13 protein-coding genes are annotated in these 14,688 nt (G+C 74.7%); all 13 read left to right on the top strand.

Annotated elements, in window-relative coordinates; genetic code table 11:
• Positions 1 to 55: 55 nt before the first annotated feature.
• Positions 56 to 412, top strand: coding sequence for a DUF948 domain-containing protein (locus WDZ17_RS04995; protein ID WP_339574034.1), 357 nt, complete (start codon positions 56 to 58; stop codon positions 410 to 412).
• Between the two features lie 3 nt (positions 413 to 415).
• Complete coding sequence (locus WDZ17_RS05000; RefSeq protein WP_339574035.1) at positions 416 to 688, top strand: DUF6167 family protein; 273 nt, start codon at positions 416 to 418, stop codon at positions 686 to 688.
• A gap of 96 nt (positions 689 to 784) precedes the next feature.
• The gene (alaS, locus tag WDZ17_RS05005) at positions 785 to 3,460 is read left to right on the top strand and encodes an alanine--tRNA ligase (protein WP_339574036.1); all 2,676 of its coding nucleotides are present in this window, start codon (positions 785 to 787) and stop codon (positions 3,458 to 3,460) included.
• Positions 3,461 to 3,513: 53 nt separating this feature from the next.
• The gene (gene ruvX / locus WDZ17_RS05010) at positions 3,514 to 4,509 is read left to right on the top strand and encodes a Holliday junction resolvase RuvX (protein ID WP_339574037.1); all 996 of its coding nucleotides are present in this window, start codon (positions 3,514 to 3,516) and stop codon (positions 4,507 to 4,509) included.
• Complete coding sequence (gene mltG, locus WDZ17_RS05015) at positions 4,506 to 5,651, top strand: endolytic transglycosylase MltG (protein WP_339574038.1); 1,146 nt, start codon at positions 4,506 to 4,508, stop codon at positions 5,649 to 5,651. Before ruvX ends, mltG begins: the two co-directional genes overlap by 4 nt.
• Positions 5,624 to 6,562: a shikimate dehydrogenase gene (locus WDZ17_RS05020; protein WP_339574039.1), complete on the top strand. Its 939-nt coding sequence runs from the start codon at positions 5,624 to 5,626 to the stop codon at positions 6,560 to 6,562. Before mltG ends, WDZ17_RS05020 begins: the two co-directional genes overlap by 28 nt.
• Positions 6,563 to 6,713: 151 nt before the next feature.
• Entirely contained in the window at positions 6,714 to 8,402 is a 1,689-nt protein-coding gene (locus WDZ17_RS05025; RefSeq protein WP_339574040.1) for a GspE/PulE family protein, read from the top strand.
• 94 nt (positions 8,403 to 8,496) lie between these two features.
• The gene (locus WDZ17_RS05030) at positions 8,497 to 9,714 is read left to right on the top strand and encodes a type IV pilus twitching motility protein PilT (RefSeq protein WP_339574041.1); all 1,218 of its coding nucleotides are present in this window, start codon (positions 8,497 to 8,499) and stop codon (positions 9,712 to 9,714) included.
• Positions 9,715 to 9,742: 28 nt separating this feature from the next.
• On the top strand, positions 9,743 to 10,972 hold the full coding sequence (locus tag WDZ17_RS05035; RefSeq protein ID WP_339574042.1) for a type II secretion system F family protein: 1,230 nt from the start codon (positions 9,743 to 9,745) through the stop codon (positions 10,970 to 10,972).
• Positions 10,973 to 11,196: 224 nt separating this feature from the next.
• Positions 11,197 to 11,637, top strand: coding sequence for a type II secretion system protein (locus WDZ17_RS05040; RefSeq protein WP_339574043.1), 441 nt, complete (start codon positions 11,197 to 11,199; stop codon positions 11,635 to 11,637).
• Positions 11,638 to 11,694: 57 nt separating this feature from the next.
• On the top strand, positions 11,695 to 12,345 hold the full coding sequence (locus WDZ17_RS05045) for a type IV pilus modification PilV family protein (protein WP_339574044.1): 651 nt from the start codon (positions 11,695 to 11,697) through the stop codon (positions 12,343 to 12,345).
• Between the two features lie 44 nt (positions 12,346 to 12,389).
• Positions 12,390 to 13,025, top strand: a complete 636-nt coding sequence (locus WDZ17_RS05050; protein WP_339574045.1) for a PulJ/GspJ family protein — start codon at positions 12,390 to 12,392, stop codon at positions 13,023 to 13,025.
• Between the two features lie 8 nt (positions 13,026 to 13,033).
• Positions 13,034 to 14,605 (top strand): DNA-directed RNA polymerase subunit beta family protein, encoded by a 1,572-nt coding sequence (locus WDZ17_RS05055; protein ID WP_339574046.1) that lies wholly within the window; start codon positions 13,034 to 13,036, stop codon positions 14,603 to 14,605.
• The last annotated feature ends 83 nt before the right edge of the window (positions 14,606 to 14,688 follow it).

The raw sequence follows: 14,688 nt of genomic DNA on the forward strand, positions 1-14,688 counted from the left end.
TCCGCAGGACGGCGGCCGCCGCGCCGGGGTCGCGGACCGACCCGGAAGGACCGGTATGACCGGAGGAGACGTCGCGGGGATCATCGCCGCGATCGCGTTCGTGCTGCTCGTGGGGCTGCTCGCCGTCCCCCTGCTGAAGCTGGGCAAGGTGCTGGACGAGACGCGGGACGCCGTGCGGCGGCTGTCGGACGACACGCGACCGCTCATCACGGAGACCACCACCGCGGTCACCCAGGTCAACGAGCAGATGCAGAACGTCGACACCATCACGACGGGCGCGGCGCAGGTCGCCACGAACGTCTCGGCGCTCACGGCCCTGTTCGCGGCGACGCTGGGCTCGCCGGTCGTCAAGGTCGCGGCCTTCACCTACGGCGTGCGCAACGCCGTCGCCGGCCGCCGGAAGAAGGACTGAGCCGTGGGCCGGCTCGTCTGGATCGGCCTCGGGGCGGTGGCGGGCGTCGTGGCCGTGCGCCGCGCCGCGAGCGTGGCGCGCTCGTACACCCCCGCCGGGCTGCAGGGGCGTGCCTCCGGCTGGGCCGACGGCGCCCGTGCCTTCGCCGCCGAGGTGCGCGCCGGCGCCGCCGAGCGGGAGGCCGACCTGCGCGTCGCCCTCGGCGTGGACGCCGGCGCGATGAGCGAGACCGAGGCGCGCGACCTCGTCGAGCGTCCCTACAGCCCGCGCGGCTGAGGCCGGCGGGTCCCCGAGCCGACGGGGACCGCAGGCCCGCCGCCCCGCCCGGCCGTGTCGTCCGCGACGCGCCGGCCCCCACCTGGAAGGCCCCGCATGGAGACCGCGGAGATCCGCCGACGCTGGCTCAGCTTCTTCGAGGGCAAGGACCACACCGTGGTGCCGAGCGCCTCGCTCGTCTCGCCCGACCCCACGCTGCTGTTCACCGTGGCGGGCATGGTGCCGTTCATCCCGTACCTGACGGGCCGGGAGCCGGCGCCGTACGACCGCGCGACGAGCGTGCAGAAGTGCGTGCGCACCCTCGACATCGAGGAGGTCGGCAAGACCACGCGGCACGGCACCTTCTTCCAGATGAACGGCAACTTCTCCTTCGGTGACTACTTCAAGGAGAAGGCCATCCCGTGGGCGTGGGAGCTCGTCACCACGCCGGCCGACCAGGGCGGGTACGGGTTCCGCGAGGAGGACCTGTGGGTCACCGTCTACGAGGAGGACGACGAGGCCCACCGGATCTGGACCAAGGACGTCGGCGTCTCGCCCGACCGCGTCCAGCGCCTCGGCATGGGCCCCAACTACTGGTCCACCGGGGGGCCCGGCCCGTGCGGGCCCTGCAGCGAGATCTTCGTGGACGCCGGCGCCCGCCACGGCCGGGACGGCGGTCCGGCGGTCGACGAGGACCGCTACATCGAGATCTGGAACCTCGTGTTCATGGAGTTCGAGCGGGGGGAGGGCGGGGACAAGTCCGGCTTCCCGATCCTCGGCGAGCTGCCGCGCAAGAACATCGACACGGGCATGGGCCTGGAGCGGGTGGCGTACCTGCTGCAGGGCAAGGACAACATGTACGAGATCGACGAGGTCTTCCCCGTCATCGAGGCCGCGGCGGCGATGGCGGGCACCCGTTACGGCGCCGACCACGAGGCCGACGTGCGGCTGCGGGTGGTGGCCGACCACGTCCGCTCCGGCCTCATGCTCGTCGGCGACGGCGTCCGGCCGGGCAACGAGGGCCGCGGCTACGTGCTGCGCCGGCTGCTGCGCCGCGCGGTGCGGGCGATGCGCCTGCTCGGCGTCGACGCGCCGTCGCTGGCCGACCTCACGGCCGTCTCGAGCGAGCGGATGGCGCGGTCCTACCCGGAGCTGGCGGCGGACGCCACGCGCATCGGCGAGGTCGTCGCGGCCGAGGACGAGGCGTTCCGGCGCACCCTCGTGTCCGGCACCACGATCCTCGACACGGCGGTCCGGGAGACGAAGGAGTCCGGCGGCACGCAGGTGCCGGCGACCCGCGCCTTCCAGCTGCACGACACCTACGGCTTCCCCATCGACCTCACGCTCGAGATGGCCTCCGAGCAGGGCGTGTCCGTCGACGAGCAGGGCTTCCGCGAGCTCATGACCGAGCAGCGCGAGCGCGCCCGCGCCGACGCGCGCTCGAAGCGGACGGGTGCGGCGGCGACCGGCGCCTACCGCGACGTCCTCGAGGCGGACGGGCCGACGGACTGGCAGGCGTACACGACCCTGACGACCTCGTCGCGGGTGCTCGCCGTGGTCTCCGGGGTGGACCCGGTGACGAGCGCGGAGACGGGTCGCGTCGTCGAGGTCGTCCTCGACCGCACGCCCTTCTACGCCGAGTCCGGCGGGCAGAGCGCCGACGCCGGGACGCTCGTGTGGGACGGCGGGTCCGCGGAGGTGCTCGACGTCCAGCGCCCGGTCAAGGGGCTCGTCGTGCACCAGGTGCGCGTGCTCGACGGCGAGCTCGCCCAGGGCACGCACGTCGAGGCGTCGGTCGACCCGCAGTGGCGCGTCGACGCCTGCCAGGCGCACTCCGGCACGCACGTCGTCCACGCGGCGCTGCGGCAGGTGCTCGGCCCGTCGGCGCAGCAGTCGGGCTCCTACAACCGGCCGGGGTACCTGCGGCTGGACTTCGGCTGGAAGGGCGGGCTCTCGGCGCAGCAGCGCCGGGACGTCGAGGACGTCGCTAACCTGGCCGTGCGCGACGACCTGCCCGTCAGCGCGCAGTGGATGAGCCTGCCGGAGGCGCGCGAGTGGGGCGCGCTCGCCCTCTTCGGGGAGACCTACGGCGACGACGTCCGCGTCGTCGAGATCGGCGGTCCGTGGTCGCGCGAGCTGTGCGGCGGCACGCACGTGCAGCGCAGCAGCCAGATCGGCCCGCTCGTCGTCACGGGGGAGTCCTCCGTCGGGGCGGGCAACCGCCGCGTGGAGGCCGTCGTCGGCGTCGAGGGCTTCCGCTACCTGGCCCGCGAGCGTGACCTCGTCGCCCAGCTCACCGAGCTGCTGGGCGCGCCGGAGAGCGACCTCGTGGGGCGGGTCGGCGACATGGTCGGGCGCCTGCGCGACGCCGACCGCGAGCTGGCGCGCTCGCGCACCGACCGGGTGCTCGCCGCGGCCGGGCGCCTCGCGTCCGCGCCCACCGACGTCTTCGGCGTCGCCTACGCCGGTCACGACGCCGGCGAGGTGGCCTCGGCCGACGACCTGCGGGCGCTGGCGCTCGACGTCCGCGGCCGTCTCGGGGCCGACCGGCCCTCCGTCGTCGCCGTCGGCGGCGTCGCCAAGGGGCGACCGCTCGTCGTCGTGGCGACCAACGAGCGCGCCCGCGAGTGGGGCGTGAGGGCCGGGGCGCTGGTGCGGACGGCGGCCGGCGTCCTCGGCGGCGGGGGCGGGGGCAAGGACGACCTCGCCCAGGGCGGCGGCTCCGACGCCGGTCGGCTCGGCGAGGCCCTCACGGCGCTCGAGCACCAGGTCGGCGCCGCGGTGACGGCCTGAGCCCGGCGGCCGTCGTGGCGCGCACGGGCCGGTCCCGGCCGAAGCGGAAGGCGGTGCCCTCGGGGGAGCCCGCCGCCGCACCGGCCGCCCCTGTCGAGGACGCCCCTGCGGGCGCCGCCCGCGCGGGCTCCCGGCTGGACGGCGCAGGACCCGTCGGCGACGGGGAGGTGCCGGCGCGCGGGCCGTTCCGCCGCGGCGTCCGCCTCGGGGTCGACGTGGGGAGCGTCCGCGTCGGCCTCGCGGCGTGCGACCCCGACGGCCTCCTGGCCACCGCCGTCGCGACGCTGCGCCGCGACGACCCGCCGCGGCCGCCGGGACGGCGGCGCCGGCGGTTCGAGGAGGGCCGCGACGCCGACGCGGTCCCGGCCGACGTGGCCCGCGTCGCGGACGAGGTCGTGACCCGTGGCGCCGTGGAGGTCGTCGTCGGGCTGCCGCGCTCGCTGTCCGGCCAGGAGGGGCGTGCGGCCGGACTCGCGCGCGCCTACGCCGACCGGCTGGCCGCGGCCGTGGCGCCCGTGCCGGTGCGCCTGGTCGACGAGCGCCTCAGCACCGCGGGGGCGCACCGCAGCCTCTCCGAGGGGGGCACCAGCAGCCGCCGGCACCGCTCCGTGGTGGACCAGGTGGCCGCGGCGTGGATACTGCAGACCGCCCTCGACCTCGAGCGGAGCTCGGGCCGGCCGGTCGGACCGCAGGTGCGGGTGACCTCGGTCGACCCGCCCGGGGGAGGCGGCACGGTGCACGGCGGGCCCGCGGGTGCCGGGCAGGGGCAGGGCACCGGGCAGGACCAGCACGACCAGCGGGAGCACGACGAGCAGCACGACGACGAGGTCGGTGGGCGCACGGGGGCGCCGCGCACCGGCGAGGACGCCGAGCGGCGGGCGCAGGGCCCGTCCGCCGAGGAGGACGCCAGCGTGAGCACCGGACCGACCGCCCTCGGCCCCCGGCCGTCCGGGGGGCCGCGGCCAACACCCCGCCCCGGACCCCGGGGCGACGCCCCGGGGACTCCCCGTCGGGCCGTCCGGCCCGGGGACGACGGAGGTGGGCGGTGAGCCGCCGCCGTCCCGCCGAGGGCGGCGACGTCCCGCTGGTGGGGGCCGTCGCCGACCCGACCGCGCCGCCGCCGGACGCGGCGACGCCCCGCCGGCCGCGGCGCCGCCGCCGCGCCGTCGCGGCGGTCGTCCTCGTGCTGGCGCTCGTGCTCGTCGCCGCCGCCGGCGTCGTCGGCTGGGGGTTCGTGCGGCCCCTGCTCGACCGCGACCCGGGGCCCGCGGACTACGCCGGCCCGGGGACGGGCGAGGTGCAGGTCCAGGTCGAGGAGGGCGACACGGGGGCGGCCATCGGGCAGACCCTCGTGGAGGCCGGCGTCGTCGGCTCCGTCGAGGCCTTCACCGGTGCCGCGGCCGCCGACCCCGAGTCCGACTCGATCCAGCCCGGCACCTACGCCCTGCGCGAGCGGATGAGCGCCGCGGGCGCCCTCGACCTCCTGCTCTCGCCCGCGGCGAAGGTGGACCTGCAGGTCCAGCTCATCGAGGGCCTACGCGCCGTCGACGCCCTGGCCCAGATCTCCGAGGCGACGGGCATCCCCGTCGAGGAGCTGCAGGCGGCCGCCACGGACCCGTCGGTGCCGCTGCCCGCCGAGGCCCAGGGGAACCTCGAGGGGTACCTCTTCCCGGCCACCTACACCTTCGAGCCCGACGTCACCGCCGTCGAGGTCATCTCCACCCTGGTGAGCCGGGCCGAGCAGGGACTCGTCGAGGGAGGTGTCCCGCAGGAGCAGTGGCACCGGACGATGACGGTGGCGAGCCTCGTCGAGGCGGAGGCGTCCCGCGAGGAGGACCGCCCGAAGGTGGCGCGCGTCATCGAGAACCGGGTCGCCGCGGGCATGGCGCTGCAGTTCGACACGACCGTCGACTACGCGACCGGCAAGCGGGGCGTGACGACGACCGACGAGGACCGGGCCACCGACTCGCCGTACAACACCTACGTCTACCCGGGCCTGCCGCCGGGGCCGATCAACTCGCCCGGGGACAGCGCCATCGCCGCGGCGGTGGCCCCGGCGGACGGCCCGTGGCTGTACTTCGTCGCCGTCGACCCGGACACGGGCGAGACGCGGTTCGCGACGACCTTCGAGGAGCACCAGGCGAACGTCCGCCTCTTCCAGCAGTGGCTGCGCGACAACCCGCAGGGCTGAGCGCGGACGCCGCGCCGGACGGGGGCCCGCTGCACGGCCGGCGGGCCGCCGTGCTGGGCTCCCCGGTCGCCCACTCCCTGTCCCCGGCGATGCACCGGGCCGCGCACGCGGCCCTCGGCCTGCAGGGCTGGACGTACGAGGCCGTGGAGGTGGACGAGGCGGGACTCCCTGCGTTCCTCGAGGGCTGCGGCGCCGCCTGGGCCGGCCTGTCGCTGACGATGCCCCTGAAGCGGGCCGTCCTCCCGCTGCTGGCGCACCGGGACGACGTGGCCGCGGCCACGGGCGCCGTGAACACCGTCACGTGGGTCCGCCACGCCACCCACGACGTCGGCCGGGCGGGCCGCGAACCCGTCGGGGCCAACACCGACGTCGAGGGCGTCGTGCGTGCCCTCGGCCCGGTGCTGACCCCGGCACCCGCGGGCGGGCGCCGGGGAGTGGTCCTCGGCGGCGGGGCGACCGCGGTCTCCTCGGTGGTCGCGCTGGGACGCCTCGGGTGCCCGCAGGTGGTCGCCCACGTCCGGGAGCCCGCCCGCGCGGGCGCGCTGGTCGCCGCGGGGCAGCGCTCCGGCGTCGAGGTCGAGCTCGCGCCGTGGGCGGAGGCCGCCGCGGGCCTGGTGGCGGCCGACGTCGTCGTCTCGACGGCCCCCGCCGGGGCGGCCGACGACGTCGCCCGGTCGCTGGCCCGCGCGACGGCGACGGGCGCCGCGCTGCTCGACGTCGTCTACGACCCCTGGCCCACCGCGCTGGCCCGGGCCTGGGCCGGGCGGGGGCCGGTCGTCGACGGCGTCGAGATGCTGGTCCACCAGGCGGTCGCGCAGGTGGCCCTCATGACCGGGCACAGGCCGGCCGCGGACGTCCTGCGGCACGCGGCGGCGCGCGAGCGCCGACACCGCGCGACCTCCGGCGGCTGATCCCCGCCCGAGGCCCCGGCCGTTCGTCCGTCCGGGTCAAGCCGGGCGGCCGACCTGCCGATGGGAGGGCGCGGGCCGCGCGAGCCTGCCGCCCGTCCGGGGCGGCGGTGCGGCTGCGTCGAGCCGGGGGCGAGACGGTGAGGAGCCGGGCGTGAGGAGCAGCAGGACCAGGGCCCGCCTGGGCGACATCCTCGTCGCCGACGGCGTCGTCACGGCCGAGCAGCTGGACGACGCCCTGGCCGCGCAGCAGAGCACGCAGCAGCGCCTGGGGCAGGCGCTCGTCAGCACCGGTGCCCTGACGGAGGCCCAGCTCGTCGCCACCCTCGCGGCCCAGGTGGGGCTGGAGTTCGTCGACCTCGGCGAGCACCCGGTGGACCCCTCCGCCGTCGCGCGCGTCCCGGCGGCCCTGTGCCGGCGGAGCTCGCTGCTGCCGCTGCGCGTGGACGAGCAGCGCCGTCTCGTCGTCGCGATGGCCGACCCGGGCGACGTCGTCGCGGTGGACGACATCCGCAGCATCACCGGCCTGGAGGTCGTGCCCGTCGTCGCCACCCGCGACGACGTCCGCGCGGCCGTGGAGCGGTACTGCCGGGCCGACGCCGACCTCGACGACCTCACGACCGCCATCTCGGCGGACGCCGACCCGCAGGAGGACCTGTCCGCGCACGCGGCGGCGGTGGAGGACGCCCCGATCGTCCGCTACGTCAACCTGCTCGTCGACCAGGCCATCACCGACCGCGCGTCCGACATCCACATCGAGCCGGGCGAGCACGAGCTGCGCGTCCGCTTCCGCATCGACGGGGTGCTGCACGAGGTGATGCGCTCGCCCCGCTCGGTGCAGTCCGGCGTCATCTCGCGCCTGAAGATCATGGCGGACATCGACATCGCCGAGCGCCGCCGCCCGCAGGACGGGCGGCTGTCCGTCAACCACCACGGCCGCAAGATCGACCTGCGGGTGGCGACCCTGCCCACGGTGTGGGGCGAGAAGGTCGTCATGCGGATCCTCGACAACTCCACCGCGAGCCTGGACCTGGCGGACCTCGGCTTCAGCGCCGACAACCACGCGCGGTTCGCGACGAGCTACCGGAAGCCCTACGGGATGCTCCTCGTCACGGGGCCGACGGGGTCGGGCAAGTCGACGACGCTCTACGCGACGCTCAACATCGTCAGCAAGCCCGAGATCAACGTCATCACGGTCGAGGACCCCGTCGAGTACCGGCTGCCCGGCATCAACCAGGTGCAGGTCAACGCCAAGGCCGGGCTCACCTTCGCCGGCGCCCTGCGCTCCATCCTGCGGTCGGACCCCGACGTCGTCCTGCTCGGCGAGATCCGCGACAAGGAGACGGCGACGATCGCCGTCGAGGCCGCGCTCACGGGCCACCTCGTGCTGTCGACGCTGCACACCAACGACGCGCCGTCCGCCATCACCCGCCTGACGGAGATGGGGATCGAGCCGTTCCTCGTCGGGTCGGCGCTCGACTGCGTCCTGGCCCAGCGCCTCGCCCGGCGGCTGTGCCCGAGGTGCAAGGAGCCCTACGAGCCGGACGAGGCGAGCCTCGCGACGGTCGGCTTCCCGCACGTGCCGGGGGAGCCGCTGCCGGTGCTGCACCGCGCCGTGGGTTGCTCGGCGTGCGCGCGGACCGGCTACAAGGGCCGGCTGGCGCTCCACGAGGTGATGACGGTGACCGAGGGCGTCGAGCGCCTCGCCGTCTCGCACGCGTCGTCCTCGGACATCGCCCGTCTCGCGGCCTCGGAGGGCATGGGCAGCCTGCGCGACGACGGCTGGGCCAAGGTCCGCGCGGGCCTGACGTCGGTGGAGGAGATCCTCCGGGTCGTGGCGTAGTCGGGCGGTGCCCCGATGGCGCGGGCCTCGTCCGCACCGGTGACGTCGAGCGGGGAGGGTCAAGGGCGGTCGTGGCCGTACCGATGGAGCGCCCATGGAGCTGCAGCCGCTCGGCCTCGCGAGCCCGGTGCTCGTGCCGACCACCGCCACCGCGCAGGCGCACGGGCACGACCCTCGTGACGTCGTCGACCCGCCCGTCGAGCTCCTCGTGCCGCAGCCGCGCAGCGGGGGGTCGGAGGAGGAGCGCGAGGTCGACGTCGTCGGTGCGCTGACGGCGATGATGGCCGCGGGCGCCTCGGACCTGCACCTGACGGTCGGCGTGCCGCCGACGGTCCGGGTCCGTGGAGAGCTGGAGGCGCTGGCCGGGTTCCCCGCGTGCACGCCCGACGCGCTGCAGGCCGGCCTGTTCGGGATGCTCGCGCAGAAGCAGCGGGAACGCTTCGAGGAGCGGCTCGAGCTCGACCTCGCGCACGCCGTCCCGGGGGTCGGCCGGTTCCGCGTGAACCTCTACCAGCAGCGCGGCAGCGTGGGCGCGGCGTTCCGCGCCATCCCCACGGAGCTGCGGGCGCTGGAGGACCTCGGCGTCCCGCCGGCCGTGGCGACGTTCGCGCACCTGCCGCGCGGCCTCGTGCTCGTCACCGGGCCCACGGGCTCGGGGAAGTCGACGACGCTCGCGTCGATCATCGACCTCGCCAACCGCACGCGGCGCGACCACATCATGACCGTCGAGGACCCCATCGAGTTCCTCCACGCGCACAAGAGCTGCGTCGTCAACCAGCGCGAGGTGGGGGAGGACACGCACTCCTTCGGCGACGCCCTCAAGCACGCGCTGCGGCAGGACCCGGACATCATCCTCGTCGGCGAGCTGCGGGACCTCGAGACCATCTCGATCGCGCTGACCGCCGCGGAGACCGGCCACCTCGTCTTCGCCACGCTGCACACGCAGGACGCCGCGCAGACGATCGACCGGGTCATCGACGTGTTCCCCGCCGACCAGCAGGAGCAGATCCGCGTGATGCTCGCGGGCGCGCTGCAGGGCGTCGTCTGCCAGACGTTGTGCAAGCGCGCGGACGGCCGCGGCCGTGCCGTCGCCACCGAGGTGATGATGGCGACCCCCGCGGTGCGGAACCTCATCCGGGAGGGCAAGACCCACCAGGTGTACTCGGCGATGCAGGCGGGCGGCCAGCACGGGATGCACACCCTGGACCAGCACCTGGCCGAGCTCGTGCGCGTCGGCGCCATCACCTACGAGCACGCCGTCGAGAAGAGCCACAGCCCCGCCGACGTCGCCCGCCTCTGCGGCCGGGCCTGAGCCGCACCACCTCCCGGGAGCGAAGACCATGGCGACCGCCACGAAGACCTACGAGTACAGCGTCCGCGACGCCTCGGGACAGCTCGTCACCGGCTCGCTCGACGCCGCCAGCGAGGCGGCGCTCGTGGCCCGCCTCAAGGGGATGGGTTACGCGCCGGTCTCCCTGCAGGAGAAGGGAGGTGGCACCGGGCTCAACCGGGAGATCACCCTGCCCGGCGGCGACCGCGTGACGATGAAGGACCTCGCCGTCATGTCGCGGCAGTTCGCCACGATGGTGGGCGCGGGGCTCTCCCTGATCCGGTCGCTCGCGATCCTCGCCGAGCAGAGCGAGTCCAAGGGGCTCAAGAAGGCGCTCGCGGACGTCAGGTCCCGCGTCGAGACCGGCGCCTCGCTCTCGGACGGGCTCGCGGCGCACCCACGCGTCTTCCCGCCGCTCATGACGAACATGGTCCGCGCCGGCGAGGTGGGGGGCTTCCTCGACACCGTGCTGCTGCAGGTGGCCGAGTCCTTCGAGGCGGAGACGAAGCTGCGGGCGAAGATCAAGTCCGCGATGACCTACCCGGTCGTCGTCTTCGTCATGGCGATCCTCGCCGTCATCGGGATGCTCCTGTTCATCGTCCCGATCTTCACGGGGATGTTCGCCGAGCTCGGCGCCGAGCTGCCGGCGCCGACCAGGCTGCTGGTCGGGCTCAGCGCGCTGCTGCGGACGACGGCACCCGGCCTGGTCGTGCTGGGCGTCGTCGGCGCGGTGGTGTGGAGGCGCTACAAGCTGCACCCGAAGGTCCGCGACGTCGTCGACCCGTTGAAGCTCAGGCTCCCCGTCTTCGGCGCGCTGTTCCGCAAGGTCGCGATCAGCCGGTTCACGCGGAACCTCGGGACGATGGTCGCCTCGGGCGTTCCGATCCTGCAGAGCCTCGACATCGTCGGGCAGGCCGCCGGGAACGTCGTCATCGAGCGGGCGACGGACGACGTCGCCGAGTCCGTGCGGCAGGGTCGGTCGATCTCCGCCCCGCTGGCGCAGCACGACGTCTTCCCCTCGATGGTCGTGCAGATGCTCGCCGTGGGTGAGGACACGGGCGCCGTCGACACGATGCTGCACAAGGTCAGCGACTTCTACGACCAAGAGGTGGAGGCGACGACGGAGGCGCTCACGTCCCTCATCGAGCCGCTGATGATCGCCGTGCTGGGCTCCGTGGTCGGGGCCATGATCGTCGCCCTCTACATGCCGATCTTCACCATCTTCAACGCCATCGAGTGAGACGCCGGCACCCACCGGTGCCCGCGCCACCAGGACGCCCCGGGAGCTGCTGCGCGCAGCTCACGGGGCGTCCTGCGTCCGAGCGGGTGAGGGCCCGCCGCAGGAGGTTTGGCGGCTCAAGGCAGGTCGCGCGGGGCCGATGGAAGGGGTGCCACCGAGTCGCGAAGCGCACCAGGCGCGCGGGCCCACCGGGCGACTCACCACCCTGAGAAGGAGATCAGCCCATGCTGGCTCGCATCCGCAAGTCGGTCGAGGAGAAGGACGCCGGCTTCACGCTCGTCGAGCTCCTCGTCGTCATGATCATCATCGGCATCCTCGCCGCGATCGCCATCCCGGTCTTCCTCAACCAGCGCCAGAAGGCGAACGACACGTCGATCAAGTCCGACCTCAGGACCGTTGCCACGCAGGTCGAGACGGCCTTCGTCGACACCCAGGCCTACCCGACGCAGGCGGCGTACGCCAACTACAGCTCGGTCACCGGCATTGGGACTGCCCAGACCACGACCGGCAACACCATCCAGTACAAGTCCATCGCCAACGGCTTCTGCCTGCGGGGCTCCACCACCAACCCGAGCACGGCTAAGGGTCCGGACTACTTCTTCTACGACTCCACCACGGGTGGCCTGAAGACCGGTGCCGCGGCGGCGACCAGCGGGAGCTGCTGACCACGTACTGCGTGCTTGACCGAGCATCTGAAGACCTCGACGAGGCTGGAGCCCCCCATGCGCCCGACGCAGCGCCGCACCCTGGCTGCGGGCGAGGGGGGCTTCAGCCTCGTCGAGGTCGTCGTCGCGCTGGGGATCCTCGCGGTCGTGGCGACGGCGGCGCTGGGGTTCTTCTCGCGGTCGCTGGCGGCGGAGGTCGCCGTCCAGCACCGGGAGGCGGCCGTGGCCCTGGCCAACGCCGCCATGGAGCAGGTCCGGGTCGTGGACCCAGCCTGGGGCACCGCCACGACGAACGGCGCGGGGACGCAGCAGGCGCAAGGGCTCGCCGCCGGGCGCACCAAGGCCGCGGCGAAGGCGGCGTGGGACGCGAGCAGCGCCCCCGAGAAGGCCGTCACCGTCATGGCCTGGGACCCGACCGCGACCGGGTCCTCTACCCCCGTGGTCCCGATCACCTCCGGTCCGGCGCGCGTGTCGGACCAGGACTTCACCACCACCGTCCTCGTCGGCACCTGCGGTCGGCCGCGAACCTCCGCCGCCGGCGACTGCACCACCGCGGTCACGGCCAGCGGGGTCGTCCTGCTGCAGCGCGTCGTCGTGGAGGTCCGGTGGAAGCCCGTCGCCGGCACCTGCCCGGCCGCCGGCTGCGTGTACCGCACGAGCGCGCTGGTGGACCCGAACGCCGACGCCACCTGGCTGAAGCCGTCGTGACCGCGCACGGACGTCCTTCCCGGCGGCCGGCGGGCGAGGCCGGGATGACCCTCGCCGAGCTCGTCGTCGCCATGGGCATCTTCATGGTCGTCGTCGCGGTCTTCCTCTCCGGCGTCGTCGCCCTGACCCGCAGCACCGTGCGCAGCGGGAACGAGGCGGACGTCGCCACCGACCTGCGCCGGGTCTTCACGCAGGTCGACCGGACCGTGCGCTACGCCGACGCGGTGGACTACCCCGGGACGTCGGGGAGCGGCGCCTGGTACGCAGAGGTGCGGTCCAGCACCGTGCGGGGCACGCCGCCCGTCTGCACGCAGTGGCGCTGGACGCCCACGAGCTCCCGCCTCGACGTCCGGACGTGGCCCGCCGCCTCCGGCGTCGCGGCGGCGGGCGCGTGGCGCACGCTCGCCACGACGGTCGTCGGACCGACGACGACCGCGCCGTTCACGATGACGCCGGCGGGAGTGACGAGCAGCCGCGTGCGCCAAACCCTCGCCGTCGACCTGGTCGCAGCCAAGGGCACCGGGGCCCAGCGCGCTCAGGCCCGCACCAGCACGTCGTTCGTGGCGCGCAACAGCAGCCAGAGCTCGCCCGGCAACAGCGCGACGGCGGCCTCGGCCGGCACGGCCGTCCCCGTCAGCGCGAGCCCCGCCTGCGGCGACCCCGCCACCACGAGGACGTGAGGGACACCATGGGCCGAACGCTGCCCGACCGGCTCGGTGCCGCCCTGCGCGAGGAGGACCGCGGCGCGGCGATGCTCACCGCGCTCATGCTCATCATGGTCGTCGGCACGCTGAGCGTGCTCGTCCTCGGCACGCTCGTCTCCCAGGTCCGACCGGCGAGCCTCGTGCAGAAGACGACCCGGACCGTCTTCGCCGCAGAGACGGGCTCCCAGGTGGCGCTGGGGGAGATGCGGACCAACCTGGCCGCCGCCGACAGCAACGGCGACGTCTACGGCGACCCGACGAAGCTGCCGTGCACTCTCTCGGGACCCGTGGGGGAGTCGTCGGCGCAGCTGACCTACGCCGTCACCGTGCAGTACTTCGCCGCCGACCCCAGCGCGCTCAGCAGCGCGCAGCGGAGCTCGGCGGCCATGACCTGCGGTACCAGCGGCGGGCGCGGCGTGACGACGGCGCCCGCGTACGCCGTCATCAGCTCGAAGGGGTTCGACGCCGGGGTACCCGGCCTCGCGACGACCAGCGGTGACCGCACGCTCGAGACGCAGTACGCGTTCCAGGTCACGAACAAGAACGTGCCGGGCGGCCTCTTCCGGACGTCGGACACCGGCTTCTGCCTGGAGGCCGAGAGCGCCCAGGCGGGCAGCGGCGTCCGGTACCGGAGCGACTGCTCCTCCCGGAACGCGCGCATGCTGTGGGTGCACGCGAAGCAGAGCTACATCCAGCTCGCGAGCACCATCGGCACCTCCACCCCGCTGTGCCTGCAGGGGCCGACCGGCCCGAGCGGCGGCCAGGAACTGGTCCGGCTCCAGGCGTGCGCCGTCACCGGCCCCCAGCTGTTCAGCTACAAGGGGTCGTTCCGCTACCAGGCGCAGAACGACTCCAACACCGGGGTCGGGACACGGTGCCTGTGGTCCGGCTCGCAGAGCGCCGCCCTCGAGAACGCCCGGCTCCGCTCGTCGGCGGACGGTTGCGTCCGCAGCGGTGACGACTCCTACCTGGTGCGGCCCTACTGGTCCTGGAACCCCGAGCCCGCCGTCGGCGCCGGCAGCGCCTCGCAGCCCTCCTCCCTCCAGCTCGTCAACTACGCCGAGTTCGGGCGCTGCCTCGAGGTGACGCAGGAGAACCTCTGGGCGGACCGGATGGGGATCGGTCCGTGCAAGCAGGCCGTCCCGGGGAACGGCAACCGGTGGAACCAGGTCTGGGCTCGGAGCGAGCCGGCCGACGGGACGTCGAGCGTGACGACGGCCCTGTCGGTCAACAACCCCTACGACGCCTACGACAAGCGGTGCCTCCAGACGCCGGGTGCGGGAGCGTCGCCGGCCTACCCGGTCCTGGCCTACTGCAGCTCCGGCGAGCCCGACCAGGTCTTCACCCGGACGACGGCCACCAGCAGCTACACGACCAGCTACCTCCTGGTGGACCGCTACGGACGCTGCCTCGGGGGCGGACCGACCTACTTCCCCGACGGGTCGGCCCTGACCTCGGTGGTCGCCGAGCCCTGCGACGGCTCGCTCGACCAGAAGTGGAACGCCCCCCCGAACACCACGCCGGCCGGGCAGAGCAACACCCACGAGGGCGGCTGACCCGCGGGGCGCCGCCCGCCCGGGGCTCAGGTGGGGGCTCCTCCCTGCCGATGCTCCGGCAGGCGCCCGGAGGACCGGCGCCG

Source organism: Pseudokineococcus basanitobsidens, from assembly GCF_037482545.1.
GTDB lineage: Bacteria > Actinomycetota > Actinomycetes > Actinomycetales > Quadrisphaeraceae > Pseudokineococcus > Pseudokineococcus basanitobsidens.

Coding starts and splice junctions, on each gene's coding strand:
- WDZ17_RS04995 (WP_339574034.1), top strand. CDS start 56: ATGACCGGAGGAGACGTCGCGGGGATCATCGCCGCGATCGCGTTCGTG.
- alaS (WP_339574036.1), top strand. CDS start 785: ATGGAGACCGCGGAGATCCGCCGACGCTGGCTCAGCTTCTTCGAGGGC.
- WDZ17_RS05030 (WP_339574041.1), top strand. CDS start 8,497: ATGGAGCTGCAGCCGCTCGGCCTCGCGAGCCCGGTGCTCGTGCCGACC.
- WDZ17_RS05035 (WP_339574042.1), top strand. CDS start 9,743: ATGGCGACCGCCACGAAGACCTACGAGTACAGCGTCCGCGACGCCTCG.
- WDZ17_RS05040 (WP_339574043.1), top strand. CDS start 11,197: ATGCTGGCTCGCATCCGCAAGTCGGTCGAGGAGAAGGACGCCGGCTTC.
- WDZ17_RS05045 (WP_339574044.1), top strand. CDS start 11,695: ATGCGCCCGACGCAGCGCCGCACCCTGGCTGCGGGCGAGGGGGGCTTC.
- WDZ17_RS05050 (WP_339574045.1), top strand. CDS start 12,390: ATGACCCTCGCCGAGCTCGTCGTCGCCATGGGCATCTTCATGGTCGTC.
- WDZ17_RS05055 (WP_339574046.1), top strand. CDS start 13,034: ATGGGCCGAACGCTGCCCGACCGGCTCGGTGCCGCCCTGCGCGAGGAG.